Source organism: Desmonostoc muscorum LEGE 12446 (assembly GCF_015207005.2).
GTDB lineage: Bacteria > Cyanobacteriota > Cyanobacteriia > Cyanobacteriales > Nostocaceae > Nostoc > Nostoc muscorum.
The window spans coordinates 7,962,903-7,987,592 of record NZ_JADEXS020000001.1; the positions used below are offsets into that span (position 1 = coordinate 7,962,903).

Here is a 24,690-nt window from a genome sequence, read left to right on the forward strand (position 1 = left end):
GGACGGAAACAATTATCCGTGAGATGTTAGCCTACATATCATTTATGTGTACCCATCTCTTTCCCCGCAAGGGGACTAAAACTAACCAAATACATTGTATTAGGTAACTGCTTTGTACCCAGCAGTTAGCCTTGTTTTTTGGAGCGATCGCTTTTATATTTTAAAAACAAACTGGCTACGCCAATGCCAAAGGCGATCGCACTTTTGATGAAGCTAAATCTGGCTGTACTTACTGCTTAATCTTTGCTTCCTGCTCTAAAAACAAGTTGCCAATATCAAATAAAAGCTGCATAGTACCTTGGTAGCCAACCTTGGTAAGATGATTGTGATCTAAACGGTCAAAAATGGGAATTCCTTGACCATAGAGAGGAATTTTTAAGCGATGAGCGATCGCAACTGCGTGAGAATTGCTAATCAGCAAATCAGAACCAACCGCCAGTTGCTCAAAGTCTTCTAAATCACCAATGGTAACACTAGGAATCGGTAATTTTTCGAGTACAGGAGAGCGTGTTGTCGTGACCGCGGCGTGAATCTGAACTCCTAGCGATCGCAAGAAATCAACCGTTGACCACAGTAAATCTGGTTCCAGCGCTACAGCAACTCCCTTGCAACCAAAGTAAAAGTGATTCTCCAACATTACATGCTGCAACTGACGGCGCTGATGGCGGTATTTGTCTGGTACGCTAACACCACTGATATCCGCCAATGCTTGGAGAAATTTATCTACTGCTGTTAGTCCCGTTAATTCCCCAAACACCTCGTAAGGTATCAGGACTTACGCAACTGGCACGCCAGTTGCGTAAGTCCTGTAGTGGTAGTATTGACGAGACTTGGCGTTTATGGAACCTGCAAGGTCAACCTCTTACTCCACCTTTTATCGGACATGACAGCGAAGTAAATTCCATAGCCTTTAGTCCAGATAGCCAGATGATTGTTACTGGCAGTGGAAGTTTTAGCGACAATGATAATACTGTACGGTTAAAAGCAGCCTGTGAAACTTGCCAAAAGCACATCTGGAGCAAGGCAGATTCGTCTTTTTAAAGTTTGGTTTTGGATAATTGCTGTAACTCCTGAATTCTGACTCCTGACTTCTGACTTCTGCAAACTCTACTGCTACCCTAAACTTATATCACTCCAAAACTTGCAGCCATGTCTGTCGCCAAAGATTTTGAACCCCCAAAAGATGTAATATTTCCACCAGGAGATTTAGAAAGTAACGAACCGCCATTGGAAACATACCTACATTTGCAACAAATGTTGCTATTAATAAAATGCCTTGATTGGTGGTGGCGCGATCGTCAAGACTTCTTTTGTGCAGGTAATCTAACAATTTATTACAGTCCACGCCAACGCAAATCTGAAGATTTCCGGGGGCCAGATTTCTTTGTTGTGTTGGATACTGAACGCAAGCCCCGTGATAGCTGGGTCGTTTGGGAAGAATATGGTAAATATCCCAACTTGATTATAGAACTGCTTTCAGATTCCACCGCAGCGATCGATAAAGGGCTAAAAAAACAAATTTACCAAGACATCTTCCGCACTCCTGAATATTTCTGGTTTGACCCCAAAAATTTAGAATTTGCTGGGTTTATCTTAGTTGGTGGTACTTATCAGCCCATAGAACCGAACCCTCAAGGATTATTCTGGAGTCAACAGCTAAGTTTGTACTTGGGTGTTTATGAAAATAAATTGCGTTATTTTACCCCCCAAGGACAACTAATTCCCACACCTGAAGAAGCTGTTCAACAACAGACGCAACGCGCCGATCGCCTAGCAGCAAAACTGCGAGAATTAAATATAGATCCAGAAAATTTATAAAAATTAATGATGCCTAGAATTTTATAGGTAATGAATAAACAACCTGGTAGCAAAACCAAAGCGCAAGTTTGGGTTGTGGAAAATGGTAAAGTGCGATCGCGTTTAGACCATCTCACCACCGAAGAACCCTTAGAAATTCGCCTCGCCCCCTTCCAAAAAAGTGTAGCTGTTACCATGCGGACACCTGGCGCAGATTTTGAACTTGCTGCTGGTTTCCTCTATGCTGAAGGAGTCGTTACCCGCAAAGAAGATATCCAACGTATTAGTTACTGCGTAGATGAGTCAGTAGATGGTGAGCAGCGATATAACATTGTAAATGTAGAACTGCGGCATGGATTAATTCCAGACTTACAGCCTTTGGAGCGTCATTTCTACACTACTAGCGCCTGTGGAGTATGTGGTAAAGCAAGCCTTGAAGCTTTGCGTCTGCGGGGATGTCCAGTGATTCCTGCTGGTCTAACAGTAACACCTGATATCATCTACAGCCTACCAGATCAGCTCCGAGCTGCTCAAGGTATCTTCACCGCTACAGGAGGTTTGCACGCTGCGGCTACCTTCAATGCTCAAGGAAAGTTGTTAAATCTGCACGAGGATGTTGGGCGTCACAATGCTTTAGATAAATTGATTGGTTCAGCATTTCTCAGTGACGAATTACCTTTAAATAACCATATTGTCTTAGTGAGTGGACGCTCTAGTTTTGAGATTTTGCAAAAGTCTGCAATTGCTGGAGTTCCCATTGTCTGCTCTGTTTCTGCTCCCAGCAGTTTAGCGGTATCTGTCGCCAAAGAATTTGGAATTACCTTAATTGGATTCTTGCGCGGAGAACGGTTTAATGTTTACACTGATTTGCAAAGAATAAAGGCTATAAATTGAAGAATAATTCCGAATTCAGCAATCTTTCAGTATGGCGAAGGTATTGCTATAAAAACAAAATTACATTATCCAAACTTGATAATTAAAGCAATTCCTTGAGTCAATATTTAATTACACTTACTTGTTGATAAATATGGTTTTTTCGTGCATTGATGCATTTGTTACTATAGCATCGGTCAATTGTGAAAACTTAGTGAATTTCTATACAAAATTGCTGGAGCAAAAGCCGGTGACTTTGATTCCGAATGTCTATGCTGAGTTTCATTTGACTAGTATGCGGTTGGGTATTTTTAAACCAAAGGACACCAATGAATCGGAATTTGAAGTGATGTCTCTTGACTCGTCGCTTTGTGTCTATGGCAAAAGTAAGATAAGTTTATGTTTAGAGGTGAGTAACTTGGAAGATGCGATCGCCCACTTAACCGCTTTGGGCTATCCCCCACCAGGAAAGATTTCCATTGCTTCCCACGGCAGAGAGATTTATGCTTATGACCCTGATGGTAATCGTCTGATTTTACATGAAGCTAAAGGGAGTGCTGAGTGAGCAATCAGGAGTCAGGAGTTAAGAATGAGGAGTTATTTTTCACTTTGCTCTTGCCTCTACCCTTCTACTACCCAGTTCCCAGTCCCCAGTTCCCAGTCCCCAATCCCCAGTCCCTTTGATTGGCAATAATTAATAATTGGTAGTTAATAAGAAACTATGACCATAACTCAAAACTATAAATTAAACCTAATTCAATGGTATCCAGGTCACATTGCCAAAGCTGAAAAGAAGCTTAAAGAACAGCTAAAACGCGTAGATGTGGTGTTTGAGGTACGAGACGCCCGGATTCCTTTAGGGACTCACCATCCCCAAATAGCTGAGTGGGTGGAGGGTAAGACACGGGTGTTGATACTCAACCGAGTAGATATGATTACGCCGCAAATGCGATCGCTTTGGATAGATTGGTTTAAACGTCAAGGAGAAACCCCTTATTTTACCAATGCTCAACATGGTAAAGGTATAGCAGAAGTGGCACGGGCAGCCCAAGCAGCTGGGGTAGAACTCAATAAAAGAAGAAGCGATCGCGGCATGTTACCCCGTCCAGTAAGGGCTGTAGTAATTGGTTTTCCCAATGTCGGTAAATCAGCTTTGATTAACCGTCTGTTAGGACGGCGAGTAGTAGAAAGTGCAGCCCGTCCTGGGGTAACTCGCCAACTCCGCTGGGTGCGAATTTCTGAACATTTGGAATTACTTGATGCTCCTGGTGTGATCCCCGCTAGGTTAGAAGACCAAGATGCAGCATTAAAATTAGCAATTTGTGATGATATCGGTGAGGCATCTTACGATAATCAGCTCGTAGCAGCAGCCTTAGTAGATTTACTGAACTATTTGGAAGCTGTAGCCACAGATTTGTTACCAAAAAAACCGCTAGAGTCCCGCTACCAACTCGATCCTGTATCTGAAACTGGAGATGTTTATTTGCACGCCTTGGCAGAGCATCGTTACAAAGGTGATGTAGAGCGAACAGCAAGGCAACTTTTAACAGATTTTCGCAAGGGATTACTGGGTGAAATAGCTTTAGAAATACCACCAAATTAAACTTTTTTGGGCATTTTGGAGCAGCACTTTACTTTAGATATAGGTCTGTTGTCAAAAATTTTGCAACAGACCTAATAATTATTATTACTATTAATTGGTGACTTGATTTTTTGGAAGTCCCTTAAAGGCAAGACTTCAAACAAAGTGCAAATCTTCACGACAGAACGAGGATGGTTGTGCCAAGCCTGGGGGAGAATAGCTTGAGCAGTTACAGCATCTGACCAAGTTAATAATCCATACCGGTTGACCTTTTGAACTAAGGGCTTTAAAATTCCTCTCCAAGGTCGATAGTTCCACAAAGATGATTTGCCCTCAACATCCAACAAATCGTATCCCAGTAGCTTTAATCTCGGATGATTTTCCGGAATCTTGTGTTTGTTTGCAGATGCAAACAATAGATAATATTGGTGGCTAGATACCGGACTTGGAAGCCAATCGAGCAACTCCCAGACTTGCTCTAATGAATCTAGACGAAAGTTGCGTGAATAACTAAGGTGTGGATTGCACCAAGAATCAATACTCCGAATTTCATAACGAGCAGGCAAACCAAGATCGTTCGTATACTCTCTATATTCGTAGTCATCAAAAAACCTAATTACTCTCGTACTTAACCACATTATTTGTACTTTAGAGGTATAGCAAGGGACTGGGGACTCTTTACTGGGGACTGGGTGAAAAGTCTTTTTGTGTCTAGGTTTTATCATCTGTTAATGTCCTAACCACCAAGGCTGTTGCTATATCTAAGAATAAATTTTTAACAAACTTCGGCGGGTTTAAGTCCCCGGCTCCACTCCTGAATTCTGCTGCATCTCATATATCAACATACAGCTTATTAACAGCATAGTAAATTCCTTTTACAAAAGATCCTACTTTTCTTACTTTTCCCGCCTTTCCCACTTAAGGGACTTCCAAGGAAAAAAATATTCCATAGTAGGGGCGCACAGCTGTGCTACCCGAAAAATGTACAAATAATTTGGGATAATTTATTTTCTGGAAGTCCCTAATGTCATTGGTATTCCGAGTTTTGAGGGCAATGCCCTGAGAGATGAGAGATTGTTTTAAAAGTCATCCAGTATACTCCAAACCTCTCTGCTGCTGAGAGGCTTTGAAGCCCCAATTTCCTTGTAATCAAATAGAAATGCTATATGCACTAACTTTTATTCCTCAAATTTATGAAGAATTTCTCAAGGTATGATAAATACTTCTAACGAACCTCAAAGTTACTGACATAGACGAGGTAGCGATCGCCAGCTGGCCAACAGCTAGAAACGATATTTAGGGAGACTTGAACAGGCTTTTAGCTGAACTTGACACTAATTTACAGCTAGGCGTTCACACACGACACATCTTGTAATATTAAATACACGCAGTTGTCGGAATGCGGTTAACAGTGTCATAAAGAAAAGGTGAAGAGTTAACCTGTAGGGTATAACTTACCCAAGAGTTGCTTGCACCTGTAGCTTCAATGGATCATCACACTCATGACTGAACTCACCCTACGCCTACAAGAGGGAGATACCGAGACAACGATCGCAGTTGACCAAGATGTATTTACAATTGGTCGTTTGCCAGAATGTAACTTGTACTTACCTTTTGCTGGAGTATCCCGCAACCATGCGCGTATTTTAAAAACGGCTGAAGGTATGTGGACTATTGAAGATCTGGGTAGCAAAAACGGCACCCAAGTAAATAAATATCTTGTCAACTGTCCCCAAGAGTTACATCACGGTGATGTCGTTTGGCTGGGTAATGTTAGCCTGGTAGTGCTGCTCACAAATCCTGTTTCACAATCGACATTGGCACCAGAGTATGCGCCAACTTCGGAAACTAATGAGCAAAGAACAATCCTTCATAACGTCGAACAATTACAACAGCAATGGATTGCAGCTGATAGTAAGGATGGTAACATCAGCAATAAAGATAAAACCATTGCGCGTCTTAAAGACTTAGTTGATATCGCCAAAAATCTTTGTGCGGCGGCGTCTATAGAAGAGATTTTTTCCCAGGTGCAACAAGTTGTATTTCGTTACCTTGATAGTATCGATCGCTTGGCATTATTAATTGATGTCAATGGTTGTGGGCACTTAGAGTTAGTAAATGCTGCCACCAGAAATGTTTCCCAACACAAACATCTCCCTGCGGATGGTAGTTGGATTAGTCGTAGTATCTGTCAAAAGGTATTTGAAGAAAAAGTCGTCATTCAAACCGGTGATACTCATCAGGACGAACGGTTTGCTAGCGAACAGAGTATTTTAGTCAAAGGCATTCGCAGTGCAATGGCAGTGCCTTTATGGGATGAAAATAAAGTCGTGGGTGTTCTTTATGCCGATGCTAATCTTTCTTCTTACCATTGGGCAAATGAAGGCGAGGAAGAACTGAGCTTTTTTTCAGCTTTAGCAAACCTTGTTGCTTCTAGCGTCCAGCGTTGGTTGCTGGTAGAAAAACTCAAAACTGAAGAAATGATTCGTCACCGACTAGAACGCTATCATTCCCCAGCAGTTGTACAGCAGTTGATATCTATAGGCGCGTCGCCAGATGGTCGATTAGCGCCTACAGAGAGCGAAATTAGTATTTTATTTGCGGATTTAGTTGGTTTTACAGCAATTTCTGAAAGATTAACACCAACTGCGATCGCTCAATTATTAAATAATTTATTTGAAGAAATGCTTAAAGAAGTATTTACTTGCGGCGGCACTTTAGATAAATATATTGGCGATTGTATCATGGCATTTTTTGGCGCTCCAGAACCACAACTAGATCATGCCAATCGCGCCGTGACTGCTGCTAAAGGAATGCTAAATCGTCTCGAACATCTCAATGCCAATAATTTTTGGCAAGAACCCCTACAATTACGCATTGCAATTAATAGTGGTAAAGCCGTTGTGGGAGATGTTGGTAGTTCCCAAAGGGTAGACTATACAGCATTAGGGGCGACAATTAATCTTGCCGCTCGTATGGAAGGAGTTTGTCCTCCAAGTGAATGCGTCATTAGTGAAGCCACCCATGCAATGCTTTCACAACCCTCAGATTTCCAGGAAATGGGAGATTTTCGTTTCAAAGGTATTGATAGATTAGTGAAAGTTTATCAGACAAAATTGCAGCCAGTATCAACAATTATTAGTCATTAGTCAGACAATTTTGGATTTTAGATTTTGGATTTTGGATTGAGCTTATACATATAGTATTAGTAGCGATTGTCTTGATATGAGTTCTATATATCGTCGCGTGTAGGGGCACGGCAATGTTTAACTGAACACAATATTACACTTCTGTACCAGCCCGAAAAATTTGTTCTGTGGTCAAATTCAATTCTGGAAAAATTGATGACTGGATGCGGTCATTTCCTCGAAATTTACTAACGCGATACTCACCTTCTTCTAAATAGCAAACTGAAATAGTCGGTTGTTTAGGCTTGCCAATAAATTCCCTACCGCCCAATGCTGCATAATCAACAATCCAATATTCCGGAATTCCCATTTGTTCATAATCAGCATATTTTTTCAGATAATCATCACGCCAATTCGTACTGACTACCTCAATTACTAAAGAAATAGATGCTGCTTGGGTAACAGTTGATTGTTTTTTCCATAGAGGTTCATTAACTAAATTAGGCAGATTTAGGACTAGTACATCTGGCGAATAAGCTGATTCGTTATCAATTGGTTTAACTAATACTGTTTTTGGGATGAAATAACGAAGGTTTAAGCGACTATATTCTAAAGTGATTTTTGTGGCTACAAATCCAATTACCTCTTCATGGTCGCCTGTTGGTTGGGGTATTTCAACAACTACTCCATCATATAGTTCGTAACGTTTTCCTGTGTTATCTGGATATTTAGCAACGAATTCATCGAATGTAACTAGTTTGCGTAAAGCTTGAGTCATGGCTTAATTCCTCGAATTCTGAATTCTGTTAGCGCAGCTTGGCGTAGCCCATTCTGACTTCTGAATTCTGATATGGTAATTTTTACAGATTTTTTTGTGTCCATTTTGCTTCCATAGCAATCCTAAATGATTTGTGAGACAAAACCAACGACAAATGACCAATGACAAAGGACAGTCAACCCCAAAATTCTCACGAATTACAATTCCGGTTTCTTCTCCAGCCAAGATATAAATATTTCCGGTTCGTTCATCTAATGACAAAAAACTGATTTTTAAGTATAAATACACGACTGAATTGTATATATTACTTCAATTTTAATTGCGAAATTGTAATACTAAGCAGCGACTTCTTAACTAAAAGACTAGAATTTGGGTGGTGGCTTCCAGAATAGATCTGTGTAACACTAGGAAGCCAACAGTCAAGCTATTTTTTAACGGGAGGTCAGGTAATGGCGATCGCCACGATTAATCCTGCCACTGGGGAAACTTTTCAAATCTTTGAGCCACTCAAGGATGCAGAAATTAACGCTAAACTCGATTTGGCGAATCAGGCTTTTGAACATTATCGCCAGACTAGTTTTTCTGAGCGATCGCACTGGTTACAAAAGGCTGCCGATATTTTAGAGCAAGACAAAGCAGAATTTGCTAAATTAATGACTCTAGAAATGGGTAAGCCTTTTAAAGCTGCCATCGCCGAAGTCGAAAAATGCGCCGCCGTCTGTCGCTACTACGCCGAACACGCCCCTGGTTTTTTGGCTGATGTTTCTGTCAAAACTGATGCCAGCCATAGTTTTGTTCGCTACCAGCCCTTAGGGGCGATTCTGGCAGTTATGCCCTGGAATTTCCCCTTCTGGCAAGTTTTCCGCTTTGCTGCACCAGCACTCATGGCGGGAAATGTCGGCTTACTCAAACATGCTTCCAACGTGCCGCAGTGCGCCTTGGCAATAGAAGAAATTATTCGACGGGCAGGTTTTCCCGGAGGTGTATTTCAAACTTTATTGATTGGGGCTGCCAAAGTCGCCGACTTAATGGCAGACGAGAGGGTAAAAGCTGCAACCTTAACAGGAAGCGAACCAGCAGGCATATCCCTCGCCGTCGCCGCTGGGAAACAAATTAAAAAAACAGTTTTGGAATTGGGAGGAAGCGACCCATTTATTGTGTTAGAAAGTGCTGACTTAGAAGCAGCAGTTGTCACAGCTACTACAGCGCGGATGTTGAATAACGGGCAATCATGTATTGCAGCAAAACGTTTTATTATCGCAGAAGCGATCGCTGACAAATTTGAAAAATTGTTGTTAGATAAATTCGAGGCGCTGAAAGTGGGCGATCCCATGCAACCAGACACCGATATCGGGCCTCTGGCAACTCCTGGGATTCTCCAGGATTTAGACCAACAAGTGCAAACTGCTACCCAAAGCGGTGGGAAAGTCCTTATCGGTGGACATCCATTATTAGATCGTCCTGGAAACTTTTATCCGCCAACCATTATCATAGATATCCCGCCCAACACACCAATTGCCAAAGAAGAATTCTTTGGCCCAGTAGCTTTGTTATTCCGGGTTCCAGATATCGATGCTGCCATTAAACTTGCCAATGATAGCCCCTTTGGCTTAGGTGCAAGTGCTTGGACAACCAACGATCAAGAACGCGATCGCTTGGTTGAAGAAATCCAAGCAGGTGCCGTATTTATCAACGGTATGGTCAAATCCGATCCCCGATTGCCCTTTGGTGGTATTAAGCGTTCTGGATATGGCAGAGAATTGAGTATCCAAGGTATACATGAGTTTGTCAACGTTAAAACTGTGTGGGTGAAGTGATTAGGGACTGGGGACTGGGGACTGGGGATTAGGGGCTAGGTATTAGGAAGTAAGTATTGGGATTAGGAATTAAAGATTACAAATTAGGTTTTGGGAAAGATATTTTTATTCCCCACTCCCCAGTCCCAGTCCTCACTTCCCAATCCCCAATCCCCAATCCCCCATCCCCAATCCCCAATCCCCAGTCCCCAGTCCCCAATATTATCGCTAGTCAGGAAATAAAATGAATACAGCAGAATTATTGGTGCAGTGCCTAGAAAATGAAGGAGTGCAATATATTTTTGGACTCCCTGGCGAAGAAAACCTGCATGTTTTGGAAGCGTTAAAACATTCTTCGATTAAATTTATTACAACTCGTCATGAACAAGGTGCAGCATTCATGGCGGATGTCTACGGACGGCTAACCGGAAAAGCCGGAGTGTGTCTTTCTACTCTTGGGCCTGGGGCAACCAACTTGATGACTGGGGTAGCAGATGCCAACCTCGATGGTGCGCCTTTAGTGGCGATTACCGGTCAAGTGGGAACAGATAGAATGCACATTGAATCCCATCAATATTTAGATTTGGTGGCGATGTTTGCACCTGTTACCAAATGGAATAAGCAGATTGTGCGACCGAGTATTACACCAGAAGTAGTGCGAAAAGCATTTAAGCGATCGCAATCTGAAAAACCTGGTGCAGTTCACATCGATTTGCCAGAAAATATTGCTGCCATGCCCGTAGAAGGCAAACCTTTGCGTAAAGATAATAGCGAAAAAACCTATGCATCTTTTGCTAGTATTCGGGCAGCAGCAGCCGCAATTTGCCAAGCAGTAAACCCATTAATATTAGTAGGAAATGGGGCAATTCGCGCTCATGCAAGTGATGCCGTCACACAATTTGCCACCTTGCTGAATATACCTGTTGCTAATACCTTCATGGGTAAAGGCGTGATTCCCTACACACATCAATTAGCATTGTGGTCAGTGGGATTGCAGCAAAGAGACTTCATTACCTGTGGATTTGATAATACAGATTTAGTAATTGCGATCGGCTATGATTTGATAGAATTTTCCCCCAAAAAATGGAATCGTGACGGCAAAATTCCAGTTGTGCATATAGGGTTAAATCCAGCGGAAATTGATAGTAGTTATATTCCTGATGCCGAAGTCGTGGGAGACATTTCTGATTCCCTCTATGAAATCTTAAAATTAGCAGACCGACAAGGAAAACCCGATCCCTTTGCCATCAGTTTACGAGCAGATATTCGCGCTGATTACGAACAGTACGCCCATGATGATGGATTTCCCATTAAACCGCAAAAGTTAATTTATGACTTAAGGCAAGTGATGGGCCCAGATGATATCGTCATCTCCGATGTTGGCGCACATAAAATGTGGATGGCGCGTCATTATCACTGCCATAGCCCCAACACTTGTATTATTTCCAATGGCTTTGCCGCAATGGGCATTGCGATTCCTGGTGCCTTAGCAGCAAAACTCGTTCATCCCAAACGCAAAATTGTTGCTGTAACTGGCGATGGCGGCTTTATGATGAATTCCCAAGAATTAGAAACCGCCTTGCGTGTTGGTACGCCCTTTGTCACCATCATCTTTAATGACGGTGGCTATGGATTAATTGAGTGGAAACAAGAAAATCAATTTGGCAAAGGAAACTCATCTTTTGTGCATTTTGGTAATCCTGATTTTGTCAAATTAGCCGAAAGCATGGGTTTAAAAGGTTACCGAGTTGAATCAGCTTTAGATTTAATTCCCACACTCAAAGAAGCCCTCGCTCAAGATGTACCCGCCGTCATAGATTGTCCTGTAGACTATCGGGAGAATCACCGCTTTAGCCAAAAAGCCGGCGAGTTGAGTTGTGCGCTGTAAAAAATCTTGTAGAGACGCGATGAATTGCGTCTCTACAATTTTTCGTAGGGTGCGTTAGCCTTTGGCATAACGCACCTTTTTACTGAGCTTAATTTATAGATATATTTCTTCTCCTTCTTTGCGTCCTTTGCGTCCTTTGCGGTTCGTTAAAAAAACCACGAGGCTCAAAAACTCATCGCCGAGTATTAAAGACTCGTCCGCGAGTATTAAAGACTCATCGTCGAGTATCAAAGACTCGTTCACGAGTATCAAAGACTCGTCGCCGAGTATCAAAGACTCGTTCACGAGTATTAAAGACTCGTTCACGAGTATCAAAGACTCATTCACGAGTATCAAAGACTCGTTCACGAGTATTAAAGACTCGTTCACGAGTATCAAAGACTCATTCACGAGTATCAAAGACTCGTCGCCGAGTATCAAAGACTCGTTCACGAGTATCAAAGACTCGTTCACGAGTATCAAAGACTCGTTCACGAGTATCAAAGACTCATTCACGAGTATCAAAGACTCATTCACGAGTATCAAAGACTCATTTGCAAGAAGTTAGAAGTTTTTGATTCTAATTCATCACTTACAGCAGATTGCAACAGGCGTGAGGTACAGATAATCGTAGGGAACATGGCTGTGCCCCTACCCGTATACTCCTAATTAATCCTCTTCTGGCCAGAACTTGTACTTTCCTGCTTTTGAGCAACATTCTCTACTGCATTGCATTGCCTTTTGTCAATATCTGACTTAATAATGAGTCCCTTAGTAGTGAGCGCTATTTCCACTCGGTATTGACCATTCACCATTTGAATCGCAGCGTAAGTTACAGTACCAAACATCATCACACCACAAAGTGATAAAGTAATTTGTAAAACTCTCAATTCTCGTTTCATTTTTAAAGCCTTTAACTCGTTACATTCTCATTACAACTTGCTGCTAGTTGAGAACTGAGTTGAGAAATAGTCACCGATTAGACGAGTTGTTAGTTGATTATCAGTTAAGTTCAGGATGACTCTAATTTCTAGAGTGCAAAAGGCGATCGCTCAACAGCAAAGCTATTTAGCTAGTATAAAAACCTGATATACTCACAGCAGATTCTCCATGAAGAATGATGGCGCGATCGCTGCGAGTAGCCCCAGAGTATATTGAAAAAGTCAAGTCAGCACCTGGGCGCAATGGCTATCCCAGCCAGCAGTCCTTGGCTAGTGATGTCGGGTTTTCTCTCTCCACAGTCAAAAGCTTCCTCAATGGCAAACCTATTGACTATCTGAATTTTATAGAAATTAGCAGTAAATTGGGTTTCAAGTGGCAAGAAATTGCATACAAAGAACTTGAACCAACTAACAGCGAAGCATCACCCTTCATCACAGGCGCACCCATCACCCAACCCCGTTACTTTTTTGGACGCGAAAAAGAATTAAAACGCCTCTTCAACTTACTCAAACGCCATCCCCTACAAAACGCCGCCATTATCGGCAAAAAGCGCAGCGGTAAAACATCCCTGCTGCACTACCTAAAAAATATCACCACCACCCCAGCACAACAGTTGCGTCCTGAGCAAAAATCTGACTGGCTACCCCATCCAGAAAATTACCATTGGATTTTTGTAGACTTACAAGACGCACGAATGCAAAGCCGAGAAGGTTTACTCAAATACATCCTAGAATCACTGAAAATGCAAGTGCCAACACCTTGCGATTTAGATCATTTCATGGATGTAGTCAGCGATAAATTGCATTCTCCCACAGTCATCTTATTGGATGAAATTGGCGTTGGCTTGCAACGGTGTCCAGAATTAGATGATGGCTTTTGGGAGAGTTTGCGGTCTTTAGCAACTAACCACACAGGTGGAAATCTGGCGTTTATCTTAGCTACCCCCGAATCACCAATAGAACTAGCACACAACACAGGACACAGTTCGCCCTTTTTCAATATTTTCGGCTACACCGCATATCTGGGAGCATTGACTCAGATAGAAGCACGGGAACTGATAGCGAGTTCGCCCATTGCCTTGACTGACGAAGATGTAGAGTGGATTTTGACACAAAGTTGCTGCTGGCCACTGTTGTTACAAATTCTGTGTAGAGAAAGATTATTTAACTTAGAAGAAGGGGAGAATAATGATAATTGGCGTGAGGAAGGATTAATACAAATGAAACCATTTGCTGATTTATTAGATTCAGAACTAGCAGAGTAACTATGAAAGCACACCGAATTGAAACAAAGTTAACTCAAAACGGAACCTTGATTCTTGAGGATTTACCTTTTCAGGCAGGCGAAACAGTAGAAATCATTATTTTAGAACGTTTGCCCCAACCTTCAGAATCTAATCCTTATCCTTTACGGGGAACAGTTATTCGCTATGACGATCCTTTCGAGCCTCCAGTACCTATAGAGGATTGGGAAGTCTTGCAATGATAATCTTAGATACTCATATTTGGATTTGGTGGATAGATAATAGTGAACGACTAAACCAGAAATATCGAAATTGGATTGAAGAATATCAATCTCAAGGACTAGGAGTCAGCATTATTTCTTGTTGGGAAATTGCCAAACTGGTTGAGAATCGCAAACTTGCTTTTTCAATTTCAGTTGACGAGTGGATAACAGCAGCTTTAGCTTATCCAGGAGTGCAGCTACTCGAACTGACAATTCCAATTATCCTTGAATCAACCAAACTCACAGGTTTTCACAAAGATCCATCTGACCAGCTTATTGTAGCCACTGCCAGAATTTACGACTGTCCGTTACTAACTGCTGACGCCAAAATTCTGGCATATTCCGGGGTGCAAACTCTTAAATAAATATCAACAAAGTGCCCCATTGTATCATCAATAATCACAAGGCAAGTTAAATGCCTAACAACATATTCCAAAACGCCTACACTGATGCACCGCAACAGCACCCCAACTTAATCCTCGGTAGCCTGCAACTGCTTTTCTGGCTTTTCTTCCGTCCCACAGCTTGGCGTAACCACCTCAAAGGCATTGACCCCAATTTAAACTCTGATATTTCTTTAATTTTCTTTATTCTGATTTGCTTTATCTTGAGGGGGGAATGGCGAAATCTTCGACTGTGCCAACTGTTTATCCAGGTATATTTAATCTTACCTATCCTGACTAACTTACTACTAGGGTTGGTGCTTTGGGTATTAGGTGAACCAATCGCAACTATAGCTGATCGCGTGGTGCGAGGTGTACAGGGAAACGTAGTGCTAAGTGTGTTTTTCGGCGTGTTCTTGGGTGTGCTGCTAAACGTAGCGTTCTGTATGATGTTCGCTCTGGTGTTTGGTATGGTGTTCAGCCTCACGGGAGGTGTCGCGTTCAGCCTGGCAGGAGGCGTACCAGGAGAAGTGGCGGCAGGTGTAGTGTTAGGTATGGCATTTGGCATGGCGGGAGGCGTAGCGGGAGGCGTGAGACAAAGTATGACCTTCGGTGTAGCGTTCAGCGCGGCGTTCGTTGGTGTGGTGTTTGGCATTGGGGGAGGTGTGGCATTCGGCGTTCTGGCAGGTGTGGCCTTCGGCGTAGGAGTCACTATTAATTCATGGCTATCTGTCTTATCCTTTCCATTTCTCACCAGCTGGAATTACCTTCTCTATAGGCTAGACAAAAGGCGTAATGCTAAAAGCCCGTGTTTATTGCGCTTTCACTCCGCCTTCTGGGATGAGTGGCAACGTTTACATCTACCTGGCTTAGATAAGCATCTCCTCTTCGTAATCACACATAATCCAGTTGAAGGCAAAGCAGCTTTAGAATATCTCAGTACCAGCCGCCAGCGCTGGGCGGCTCAAGCTGTACAAATTGAACTGGATGCACGCAGTTTACAAGACTGTGCTGATGTTGAAACTATCCGCGAAGCTCATCATATTTTATTAATTGACGAAATAGAGAATGAACTTAGCTCTACCCGCATACTAAAAATCTTTAGCCGTATCAGCGAGGATGTTGATGCTGCTCTTAATCAAGCAAGTTATTATAACCAGCGCTTAGTCCTGAGAGCTTTTGTAGATAAATTAAATCTAGAGTTGGAAAACTTCGCTCGTCGCAGCGACAAATATACAGTCCGTTTCTATCCTATTCTCAAAAGTTGGGGTGAGATAGCTACCAACCATATAGATGAACTGGCTAAAATTACTGAACAGCGCCAAGAAATTGACTCGCCTTACATCATCGGCGTACCCCTTACAGAGGAACAGAAAATTTTTACAGGGCGTAATGACATTGGCGCACGCATTGAGCAACTACTTTTAGACCGCCGTCGTCCACCTCTGCTACTATACGGTCAGCGACGCATGGGTAAAACTTCCCTCCTCAATAACATCGGAAAGTTACTCCCCAATACCATCATCCCCATGTTTATAGACTTGCAAGGCGCACCTTCATCAGCGAGCGACCATGCAGGTTTTCTCTATAATCTCGCTAGAGAGATGGAGAAGTCAGCAAAAAAGCAAGGTTTAACTCTACCATCCCTAGCCCGCGAAGTCCTAAAATCTGACCCCTTCACTTATTTCTATGAATGGCTAGATAAAGTAGAACAAGCTCTAGAGCGAAATACCGCCTTACTAGCGCTAGATGAATTCGAGGTGCTAGACAACGCCATAGCCAAAGGTCGCTTTGACGAACAAGATGTTTTGGGAATGCTGCGTCACCTCATCCAACATCGTCCCCGTTTCAAGGTGTTACTGGCTGGCTCCCATACTATCGAAGAATATCAGCGCTGGGCTAGTTATCTCATTAATGTCCAAGTTGTGCATATCTCTTATCTCAAAGAAGCGGAAGCACGACAATTAATTGAACGTCCCGTTAAAGATTTTACTCTGCGCTATGAACCCAATGCTGTTGAGCGAGTACTGCAACTCACCCGTTGTCACCCATTCTTAGTACAACTACTCTGCGCGGAAATTATTGTTCTTAAAAACGAGCAAGACCCCTCTATCCGGCGATTTGCAACCTTAGCTGATGTGGAAGCAGCGATACCAGAAGCTTTGCAAAGTGGGGGCTTTTTCTTCGCTGACATTCAAAATAACCAAGTGGACGCCACTGGACAAGCTATTTTACGTTTTATCGCTGCTCAAGGGGAAGGGGCTATAGTCAGGCGCGAAAGTTTATTACAACGGTCTCCTGATGCTGAGATTACACTCAAATTGCTGTTGCAACGTGAGTTAATTGAGGAAGTTGAGGATGGCTATTGCTTCCAGGTAGAGTTAATTCGTCGTTGGTTTGTCTAAATTTTCAGAATTTATTAAACCCAGCAGAACGACGATAAAGTAACCAGATAAACAGCGGTGAACCTAGCAAGGCGGTGACGGAACCTACTGGTAGTTCTACTGCTCCTAATCTAGAGAGTAAATCTGCAAAGGTGAGTAACCATGCACCACCAAGGGCGGAAAGTGGCAAAACAAAGCGGTGATCTGTACCAACGAGCAGCCGGACAGCGTGAGGGACAACAAGGCCGACAAATCCAATTAAGCCGCTGATGCTGACTGCACCTGCGGCTAATAATGTGGCGACACCACCAATTAATAGGCGCGATCGCGTTAACGAAATTCCCAATCCCACAGCCAAATCATCACCCAAAGCCAACACGTTCACCGATCGCGCCAGCAAGCATCCCCCCACCAATGCAACGATGATGTAAGGGCTAGCAGTGGAAATTTCTTGCCAACCCCGTCCGTTGAGGCTACCAACTAACCAACTCAGCGCAATTTGAATTTGACCGTCTTCAGCTAACAGCAGCAATGTACTTTGCACAGCACCAAATAAAGAACTGATCGCCACCCCGCCTAAAATCAATCGCTCAACTGAAATTCCTGACCCCGCACGACCGAGTAAAATGACGATCGCTGAAGTCAAAATTGCACCTATCCAGGCGGCTAGAGGAATGGCGATGGGGAATATTTGCCACACAATCATCAAAATTACAATTAATCCTGCACCCGCAGAAATGCCGAGAATAAAAGGATCGGCAAGACTATTGCGTAACATTCCTTGCAGCAACGCTCCTGACATACCCAAAGCAGCACCGACGATGAGAGCCGCACAAATGCGTGGGAGACGCAAATCCCAGAGAATTGTCTGTTTAATCGGATCGCCTTCCCGAAGAATAGCTTGCCAAAACTCAGACATACTCAAAGGTACTGCTCCTTGGGAAAGCGATAGCGCTAGCGTTACCACCAGTCCTACACCAAAGATTAAAATAGCCCAGAGTACGCGGTATTTACTGAAAATTTTCTGAAATAGTCTTTTCATTAATTAAGGGGGAGTGAGGGGGATGAGGGAGATGAGGGAGATGAGGGAGATGAGGGAGTCGGAGATTGTGACACAGTTTGTCTATGGAATAGTCACGGACATAATTTTAGAGCTGATTACCCAATCCCCAATCCCCAGTCCCCAATCCCCAGTCTCCAATCCCCAGTCCCCAGTCCCCAATCCTAACCATAAGCGCCGCCGGGAAGAAATCCTAACAGTTGCTTCAATCTTGGGTTTGCATCTTCATAGCAGTGACTAGGCATTTGATAATTCATAAAGGGTGCATATTTATGTCCAACCAGTCTCTTGGCATAAGTAATCTGGGTAATGTAGCGAGTGGTAGACGAAGAGTTTCTAGAGCCTCTGTGCCATACCTGATTATTAAAACAAACGGCAGAACCCATTGCTCCCAAGCAGCTATAAATTCGGTCTTCATATCCTGAAATATCGCCGTCGCACAACTTACCAAATAGATGAGATCCTGGAATCACTTGAGTTGGGCCATTTTCTTGAGATAATACATCCGTTAGGTAGTAATTCACTGTGAATGCAAGAACATTCAAGCGAATATTAGTTAAGGGTTTCCCATCAAGGGAAATTACATGGGGTGTATCGTCTTGATGCCATGCATTTTTAGCTAATCCGTCAGTTTCTGGAGGAATTTTAAATGAGTTATTGTGAATAACATGAATTATATTAGCATTGGGAATACCATCATGGATTGAGTAGCCTGTTCCATTTGCTCCACCAATTAAATGTTCTGCAAATGTCACCATTGGCTCTAAGTCAAAAAGCTTTAAATTCTGCTGAGAATGCTCGAACATTCGCTTGATTATTTTCTTTGATTTTTGATAATTTTTTCCTTCAGTCTTCTTGAGGTTTTCATCTAAATCATTTCTTAAAATCTCACACTGTTCGGGTGTCAAGACATTGGGAATCACGAGGAACCCATTAGTATGAAAATATTCAATCCATTCATTTAATTGCTCTGTAGTTGGCTGCTTACCAGCTAGATATTCAGGCATCTTAATTCCTTGTTGTACTGAGTCAACACTATTTTAGAATGTCTAAAAAGATAAAGGGCGATCGCCACTGGTTTTTCTCTCAGCAAAAGTTATCCGCAGTAGCGATCGCCACCACTTGACCATGTTGGAGATTTACTGCTTAAATCCTAATGACTGGTAATAATTGGAGGCAAATTAATGGTTTCGGATGGTGAAACAATCACAGGTGCAACTACTTTTAGCCCTCACCCTCTGTTTGGGTTAGTCAACAGCTATAAAACGACTATTCCCACTAACGGAGATTCCGCAGATATTTACTTTCCTGTCATTCCCAGTTCAAATATCAATCAAATCAAAACTCCCATTGCTTTATTCTTACCTGGTTCGCGTGTTGATATATCTCAATATTCTCAATTTGCTAATATCGTAGCCAGTTACGGATTTACAGTGGTTGTTCCTGAGCATATTCGTTCTTTACCAGATTTTGGATTTAGTGGTTTAGTACCAGAAGCATCACAAATTTCTCATGTTCTAGATTTTATGGTGACAGAAAACTCCAATCCCAATTCACCAATTGCAGGTACTCTGGATTTGGATAAACTAGTATTATTAGGACACTCTTTCGGTGGTGCAGTTGGTTTGACAGCCATTGACAACTCTTGTATTTATCCAGTTTGTGAAGGTGAATTTCAACGTCCTCAACAGTTACAGGCAGCAGCTTTTTTTGCTACTAATACATTTGTCGGTATCGGAAAATTTATCCCAATTAGAAATCAAGGGATTCCCATAGCTTTAATCTTAGGAAGTCAAGATGGCTCATCAGTCACTCCCCAAACAACACAAACAAGTTATGATTTAATTCAAGAATCTCCAAAAGCATTAATTACCATAGAGGGTGCCAATCATTATGGCATCACAAATATTAATAATCCTCCTGGCGCAAGACCAGACCCAAATATCCCAACTTTGACACAGGAGAAATCCATTGAAACCATCGCTCGTTGGAGTGCGCTTTTTTTGCTGGCTCATACACTTGGCGATCGCAGTGCCTTGGATTATGTGAATAATACAGGTGATACTTTGGATGAAAATGTCACCGTGACTCGCCATTGAAGAGGACACGGGGACGGGGAGAATGACAAATTCCCAATGCCCCATGCCCAATGCCCAATGCCCAACTACATCAACTCCAGTCCACCTCGATAGCCAGTGACAATGCGGCTACCATCCTTGAGAATGTGGACTTCGATTTGGTCGCTAGCCCAGGTAATTTGGTCAGAGAGGGCAGCGTTAAATATATGAATTCGTTGGTTGCTAGAAGAAACTGGAGAGGTGGGAGAATTAATTGCCAGAGATTGTACGAAAGGTCCGTCAATTAAGATATCGAGTTGTTCTAACAATTCTTGGGAACCTGGGGGCGCAGATTCAGACTGTAGTTGCTTCAGGGTGAACCCAGTAAAAGACATGACATTTAATCCAGCAGCTTTTATCTTACGAGCTAAAGATGCTAGCGTCGGGGCTTGCCAAAAGGGTTCTCCACCAGAGAACGTTACACCCGTGTTCCGAGGGTTACAGAGAATGTTCTCGGCAAGGGTATCAACAGCAACAAGTTGGTTAGCCTCAAATGACCAGGAGTCAGGATTAAAGCAGCCAGGACACTCACGCGGACAACCTTGCACCCAGATGACTGCACGACAACCAGGCCCATTGACTTCTGACTCATCAACGTAACCCATAATATTGAGATAGCCAGAGGGAATTTCCGTGAGTGCTAGTGATGGGTCAGTTGGCTTAGTTTCCATCTCTTTAACTCCTTTTAAAGCCGTTGCCTGTTAACTATATAACTATAGCGAAATATTGTAATCCTTAACCTTAGTAAGGAACTCAGGCTTTTTGTCGGACTTTGTACTCAATCACTACTTAAAATGGTGTTTTTGATGTTCAGTTTTGCTACTAACATCAATGTGAAGAATGATTGTGACAGATGCAATACTCAAAGCAATTCCCTGCAACTCTGTAACGGTGAATTCAAAGTAGCAAATTAACAAATTCTGGGGGTTTAAGTCCCCTGCTTCTAACAAGCGGCAAGTTTTGTGGCTCTTTCTAAATCCCCCTTGCAAAACTTAATTACGAATTACGAATTACGAATTACGAATTACGAATTACGAATTACGAATTACGAATTACGAATTATTTTAACTCGCGTGTTCCCAATCACTCAGTAATTCATGCTGCTGTACTATTTTCTTGGATTTGCGGAATGGTACTTTCGGAGTACCAATACTCATCCCAGGAAAAGACTGTTTTTTGGTCTTGGTGGGTCTGTTTTCTTGTGTGGTTGAACTGATTTCGGTAGTTTTCATTGGAAATTAGATGTTTAATTAAAACTTCAGCACCAATCTATAACATCAATTTTCAAATGGCAAATTTCTGAAGAAGGATAAAAAATAGACATGCAACTGCCAAAGGTATATTTTGTTATACAGATGTTTTTGTTTGCATCAAGTAGAAAGTGACAGGCAAATAAATCATCCTGTCTTCATCTCTTTGGGTTCATGATATTTACCCTGGAAGATCCCCCCAAGCTCCCTTAAAAAGCTAGAGTATACACACAAGTCTCTTGACCTGCACTTTTTATATGATGTCCAGTTAAAGACTTATCATTTAGGCTGATGGGGAGATACGGGGACGCTCTCACGTGCTGAGATTTTAATGCAATACAGTTCAGTTAAGCCTTTCTTCAGGGCTATTTCATTCTAAAAAGCTGCTTGAGTGTGTCTAGTCCAAAAGAACATAAACGTTGAGCTTGTGCCATATTTTTAAACATATTGTTTCGGTATAAATTGAGTGAAAAATTGCGAGTGAGCGCAAAAATCTGAGGTAAGGGTGTAGTGCGAATTCGGGATGCATCTTCACCTTGGGTAACGTCCCGAACGTAATGAACTTTATTCTCAACACCCCAATATCCTCTGATTCGTTCAGCTATTTGTTGAGCCGTTTCAGTTAGAGATGAAATGTAATAACGAGTCTCAGTAGTTACTTCAATTACATTGTGTGTGAAAACCTGACGTTCTGATTTGACTTGAATCAAAGTGGTAAGTCCAGGCCAAGGACGAATACCATCAAGATTTTGACAAATACTGACATGTCGCTTTTCGATTCGACCATGACCTTTATTTATCTGCTCAAAAGAAAATTCCGGTGTAAAATTAGTTTTGATATCTTTGAATAAACTAGGTTGATTCCCTTTCAAGGCAGCAATATAATCATTGCCACTGTTGATAATCAACTCACAAGTTTTTTTTGTGTATTAATAGCATCAAAGGCAAAAACTACTCCCCTGAGAGCCAGTTTCTCAATCAACTCAGGTAATGCTTTTATTTCGTTGGTTTTGGCATCAACTTCAAACGGTTCTAAAATCAATCCTCGCTCTACAAGGTAAGCACTGACCAACATAATTGCTGGGTGGGAATCAGAATGTGGATTATCATTTTCTACTTGATATGAGCCTTTGAGGACTTTACCATCCATACCAACAGTTTCTCCAGGCAGTGGTTTGATGTCAAAGAAATTCGCAAGGCATACGGAATACTCTTCGTAATTTATGTGTAATAAATTACGACGGACTGTACTGTAAGAAGGAAGCCTATTCTTTGTCGGTTTCAAGAGGTCTATCAACTCCTCACGGTAGCTTGAAATCCAATCTCCAATTGCTAGAAATCCTTTATTGCCTGCGGCGATCGCCAATGTGAACAGCGCAAGACATAATGGTAGAGTATGTCGCTGTCCGGCGCGGCGACGGGGGTCTTCTAGACCTGCAAAAGCTTTGATAATTTCGATTTCAGACACGGTAGTAGATACTTGAAGTAGAGCTGGCGATGAATTCTACCATATTGCGTCTACATTTAGAATGAAATAGCCCTGAGCCTTTCTTTCTTCTCTTTGCGTCCTTTGCGTCCTTTGCGGTTCGTTAAAAAAATTGAATTTGACCAAGAGTTTTAGCCTTAACACCAAGTGTATTGGATTTTAATAATAAGGGACTTCCAAGGAAAAAAATATTCCATCCCTGTAGGGGCGCACAGCTGTGCGCCCCTACAAATGTACAAACAATTTGGGATAATTTATTTTCTGGAAGTTCCTAAGTAATTAGCCGGACTTGATATGATGCATCGCCCTGCACCTTTGATGCATCGCTCTGCACCTTTGATGCATCGCTCTGCACCTTTGATGCATCGCTCTGCACCTTTGATGCATCGACTTGCACCTTTGATGCATCGACCTGCACCTTTGATGCATCGACTTGCACCTTTGATGCATCGACCTGCACCTTTGATGCATCGACTTGCACCTTTGATGCATCGACTTGCACCTTTGATGCATCGACTTGCAAAAACTAACTTACCCTACGTTACCCAACAACATATTAATTGCAGCTAAAAACTGTTGACTTTTTATCAGTTGACAGCATACTATATAAATAATGGAAAAGCCTTCGGCAGATATACCCCCTTCTCCAAAGATATTCGTTACTAATTTCAGACTTAGCTCTGTCGTTACGCAACAACATAATTAATTGCAGCCAAAAACTGTTGACTTTTTATCAGTTGACAGCATACTATATAAATAATGGAAAAGCCTTCGGCAGATATACCCCCTTCTCCAAAGATATTCGTTACTAATTTCAGACTTAGCGCCGCAGCAGCACAAAAGCAATTAAGCCAACCAAAAAACAAAACGCGAACTTTACCCAAGGCTGTTGGATAAATTGGATGAATCTCTCTTTTATGCCGTTTGTTGGTGCGGGTGATGAGTTGATTTTGGCGATGCGAGTTTGGGCGTATTCTTGCAATGGTGCATAGTTAATGGTGGCGGCGAGTTCAGCCGCATGATTTAAGGAATTAATTGCGGCGTTTGAGTCTCCCATATTTAACTGGACATTGGCGATAAATATAGATTACGACTTTGATTGTAGATACTGCCAATTTAGATGTAGAGGTTTTACGCTTGCTGGAGATAGTCAAGTGCTATTGTCGGGTTTTCTTGTAACTTACCGAATTCTTGCAGAACGTTGGCTTCCCCCAAGCGATCGCCGATATCGCGGTAGAATTGCAAAGCTTGTTGGTAGTGTTCTAAAGCTTCTTCACTGCGAGAACCGAACCAACGCACCCAAAATTGAGCATAAACTTCATCCCGCCATTGTCCATCATCTTGCAGCAAAGTTTCTAGGTTATCCAAAACCAGCAAATATTTTTCTGTTTGCAAACAATGACAAACCGCAACTAATAAATCTTCTGGTTTTTCCGGTGCTGGTTTCTCCAACTTATCCAACAGCCAGCGTCCCCAAACATCAAAAGGATACGCATCACTAAAACTTACCCAAAGCTGTTGGGGAAAACCTGCGGCTACAGTTTCACATAATTTAGCAACCAACGCCGACTTTCCATAACCACCCGTAGCCGTCACACCAATCAAACGCACGTTGCTTGCATGTAACCATTGCTGCAATTGGCAAAGTTCCTCACTGCGTCCTTGCCAATGACTAGTATCAGGATGCAGTGAGTTGATAACCTGACTGGAAGCATTTGACTTTATCCGTTGCCCTACGGAC

25 protein-coding genes and 2 pseudogenes are annotated in these 24,690 nt (G+C 42.3%); 14 read left to right on the forward strand and 13 right to left on the reverse strand.

All coding sequences use genetic code 11. The features are described 5' to 3' along the window. Positions 1 to 229 precede the first annotated feature (229 nt). A pseudogene (locus tag IQ276_RS32780) lies at positions 230 to 769 on the reverse strand (nitrogenase component 1); the annotation flags it as partial. Here IQ276_RS32780 and IQ276_RS32785 point away from each other — a divergent pair. The 5 genes from IQ276_RS32785 (at position 706) to ylqF (ending at position 4,273) form a co-directional block, all read left to right on the forward strand. Then, on the forward strand, positions 706 to 1,041 hold the full coding sequence (locus IQ276_RS32785) for a WD40 repeat domain-containing protein (RefSeq protein ID WP_193915667.1): 336 nt from the start codon (positions 706 to 708) through the stop codon (positions 1,039 to 1,041). The pseudogene IQ276_RS32780 and the gene IQ276_RS32785 overlap by 64 nt on opposite strands. 108 nt (positions 1,042 to 1,149) lie before the next feature. Further along, on the forward strand, positions 1,150 to 1,818 hold the full coding sequence (locus IQ276_RS32790) for a Uma2 family endonuclease (protein ID WP_193915665.1): 669 nt from the start codon (positions 1,150 to 1,152) through the stop codon (positions 1,816 to 1,818). A gap of 30 nt (positions 1,819 to 1,848) precedes the next feature. Beyond that, positions 1,849 to 2,691, forward strand: a complete 843-nt coding sequence (fdhD, locus tag IQ276_RS32795; protein WP_193915663.1) for a formate dehydrogenase accessory sulfurtransferase FdhD — start codon at positions 1,849 to 1,851, stop codon at positions 2,689 to 2,691. A gap of 133 nt (positions 2,692 to 2,824) precedes the next feature. Next, a complete protein-coding gene (locus IQ276_RS32800) occupies positions 2,825 to 3,235 on the forward strand; it encodes a VOC family protein (protein WP_193915660.1) in 411 nt (136 codons plus the stop codon). A gap of 156 nt (positions 3,236 to 3,391) precedes the next feature. Then, positions 3,392 to 4,273, forward strand: coding sequence for a ribosome biogenesis GTPase YlqF (gene ylqF, locus IQ276_RS32805; RefSeq protein WP_193915657.1), 882 nt, complete (start codon positions 3,392 to 3,394; stop codon positions 4,271 to 4,273). Positions 4,274 to 4,344: 71 nt separating this feature from the next. On the opposite strand, the gene IQ276_RS32810 is transcribed toward ylqF, so the two are convergent. Beyond that, positions 4,345 to 4,890, reverse strand: coding sequence for a hypothetical protein (locus tag IQ276_RS32810; protein ID WP_193915654.1), 546 nt, complete (start codon positions 4,888 to 4,890; stop codon positions 4,345 to 4,347). 864 nt (positions 4,891 to 5,754) lie between these two features. Here IQ276_RS32810 and IQ276_RS32815 point away from each other — a divergent pair. Then, positions 5,755 to 7,401 carry an adenylate/guanylate cyclase domain-containing protein gene (locus tag IQ276_RS32815; RefSeq protein WP_193915651.1) on the forward strand — a complete coding sequence of 549 codons (1,647 nt, stop codon included), beginning with the start codon at positions 5,755 to 5,757 and terminating at the stop codon, positions 7,399 to 7,401. A gap of 133 nt (positions 7,402 to 7,534) precedes the next feature. Here the strand turns inward: IQ276_RS32815 and IQ276_RS32820 are convergent, their stop codons facing one another. Then, a complete protein-coding gene (locus tag IQ276_RS32820) occupies positions 7,535 to 8,158 on the reverse strand; it encodes a Uma2 family endonuclease (RefSeq protein WP_193915649.1) in 624 nt (207 codons plus the stop codon). Between the two features lie 3 nt (positions 8,159 to 8,161). Further along, positions 8,162 to 8,446 (reverse strand): DUF6888 family protein, encoded by a 285-nt coding sequence (locus IQ276_RS41120; RefSeq protein WP_373690611.1) that lies wholly within the window; start codon positions 8,444 to 8,446, stop codon positions 8,162 to 8,164. Positions 8,447 to 8,607: 161 nt separating this feature from the next. Here IQ276_RS41120 and IQ276_RS32825 point away from each other — a divergent pair, with 161 nt between their 5' ends. Next, complete coding sequence (locus tag IQ276_RS32825; protein ID WP_235116171.1) at positions 8,608 to 9,975, forward strand: NAD-dependent succinate-semialdehyde dehydrogenase; 1,368 nt, start codon at positions 8,608 to 8,610, stop codon at positions 9,973 to 9,975. A gap of 223 nt (positions 9,976 to 10,198) precedes the next feature. Continuing rightward, complete coding sequence (locus IQ276_RS32830; RefSeq protein WP_190882199.1) at positions 10,199 to 11,842, forward strand: acetolactate synthase large subunit; 1,644 nt, start codon at positions 10,199 to 10,201, stop codon at positions 11,840 to 11,842. Between the two features lie 93 nt (positions 11,843 to 11,935). Here IQ276_RS32830 and IQ276_RS32835 read toward each other — a convergent pair whose 3' ends face one another. Together IQ276_RS32835 and IQ276_RS32840 are read right to left on the reverse strand one after the other, a co-directional pair. Next, positions 11,936 to 12,358, reverse strand: coding sequence for a hypothetical protein (locus IQ276_RS32835; RefSeq protein ID WP_235116172.1), 423 nt, complete (start codon positions 12,356 to 12,358; stop codon positions 11,936 to 11,938). 128 nt (positions 12,359 to 12,486) lie between these two features. After that, entirely contained in the window at positions 12,487 to 12,723 is a 237-nt protein-coding gene (locus IQ276_RS32840; RefSeq protein WP_193920233.1) for a hypothetical protein, read from the reverse strand. A gap of 215 nt (positions 12,724 to 12,938) precedes the next feature. On the opposite strand from IQ276_RS32840, the gene IQ276_RS32845 reads away from it, so the two are divergent. From IQ276_RS32845 to IQ276_RS32860, 4 genes are read left to right on the forward strand one after another with little or no spacing between them, the layout of a single operon-like run. Further along, positions 12,939 to 14,027, forward strand: a complete 1,089-nt coding sequence (locus IQ276_RS32845; RefSeq protein WP_228043301.1) for an ATP-binding protein — start codon at positions 12,939 to 12,941, stop codon at positions 14,025 to 14,027. Positions 14,028 to 14,029: 2 nt separating this feature from the next. Next, entirely contained in the window at positions 14,030 to 14,248 is a 219-nt protein-coding gene (locus tag IQ276_RS32850) for a hypothetical protein (RefSeq protein ID WP_193920230.1), read from the forward strand. After that, positions 14,245 to 14,634: a type II toxin-antitoxin system VapC family toxin gene (locus IQ276_RS32855; protein WP_193920228.1), complete on the forward strand. Its 390-nt coding sequence runs from the start codon at positions 14,245 to 14,247 to the stop codon at positions 14,632 to 14,634. The genes IQ276_RS32850 and IQ276_RS32855 overlap by 4 nt, the downstream gene beginning before the upstream one ends. A 50-nt stretch (positions 14,635 to 14,684) precedes the next feature. Continuing rightward, positions 14,685 to 17,057 (forward strand): AAA family ATPase, encoded by a 2,373-nt coding sequence (locus tag IQ276_RS32860; RefSeq protein ID WP_193920226.1) that lies wholly within the window; start codon positions 14,685 to 14,687, stop codon positions 17,055 to 17,057. A gap of 4 nt (positions 17,058 to 17,061) precedes the next feature. Here the strand turns inward: IQ276_RS32860 and IQ276_RS32865 are convergent, their stop codons facing one another. Next, positions 17,062 to 18,078, reverse strand: a complete 1,017-nt coding sequence (locus IQ276_RS32865; protein ID WP_193920224.1) for a FecCD family ABC transporter permease — start codon at positions 18,076 to 18,078, stop codon at positions 17,062 to 17,064. 182 nt (positions 18,079 to 18,260) lie between these two features. Then, complete coding sequence (locus IQ276_RS32870; RefSeq protein ID WP_193924127.1) at positions 18,261 to 19,103, reverse strand: phytanoyl-CoA dioxygenase family protein; 843 nt, start codon at positions 19,101 to 19,103, stop codon at positions 18,261 to 18,263. Between the two features lie 177 nt (positions 19,104 to 19,280). Here IQ276_RS32870 and IQ276_RS32875 point away from each other — a divergent pair, with 177 nt between their 5' ends. After that, positions 19,281 to 20,195 (forward strand): alpha/beta hydrolase family protein, encoded by a 915-nt coding sequence (locus IQ276_RS32875; RefSeq protein ID WP_193924130.1) that lies wholly within the window; start codon positions 19,281 to 19,283, stop codon positions 20,193 to 20,195. 65 nt (positions 20,196 to 20,260) lie between these two features. Here the strand turns inward: IQ276_RS32875 and IQ276_RS32880 are convergent, their stop codons facing one another. The 3 genes and pseudogenes from IQ276_RS32880 to IQ276_RS41125 all read right to left on the reverse strand — a co-directional run bounded on the left by IQ276_RS32880 (position 20,261) and on the right by IQ276_RS41125 (position 22,931). Then, a complete protein-coding gene (locus IQ276_RS32880; RefSeq protein WP_193924132.1) occupies positions 20,261 to 20,884 on the reverse strand; it encodes a 4Fe-4S single cluster domain-containing protein in 624 nt (207 codons plus the stop codon). A 393-nt stretch (positions 20,885 to 21,277) separates the two neighbouring features. Further along, entirely contained in the window at positions 21,278 to 21,445 is a 168-nt protein-coding gene (locus IQ276_RS32885; RefSeq protein ID WP_190877859.1) for a hypothetical protein, read from the reverse strand. A gap of 383 nt (positions 21,446 to 21,828) precedes the next feature. Next, positions 21,829 to 22,931: pseudogene (locus tag IQ276_RS41125) on the reverse strand (ISAs1 family transposase). Between the two features lie 312 nt (positions 22,932 to 23,243). On the opposite strand from IQ276_RS41125, the gene IQ276_RS32900 reads away from it, so the two are divergent. Further along, a complete protein-coding gene (locus IQ276_RS32900; protein ID WP_193924586.1) occupies positions 23,244 to 23,519 on the forward strand; it encodes a hypothetical protein in 276 nt (91 codons plus the stop codon). 250 nt (positions 23,520 to 23,769) lie between these two features. On the opposite strand, the gene IQ276_RS32905 is transcribed toward IQ276_RS32900, so the two are convergent. Beyond that, complete coding sequence (locus IQ276_RS32905; RefSeq protein ID WP_193924588.1) at positions 23,770 to 24,006, reverse strand: hypothetical protein; 237 nt, start codon at positions 24,004 to 24,006, stop codon at positions 23,770 to 23,772. Between the two features lie 74 nt (positions 24,007 to 24,080). Then, the gene (locus IQ276_RS32910; RefSeq protein ID WP_193924590.1) at positions 24,081 to 24,587 is read right to left on the reverse strand and encodes a tetratricopeptide repeat protein; all 507 of its coding nucleotides are present in this window, start codon (positions 24,585 to 24,587) and stop codon (positions 24,081 to 24,083) included. Positions 24,588 to 24,690 lie beyond the last annotated feature (103 nt).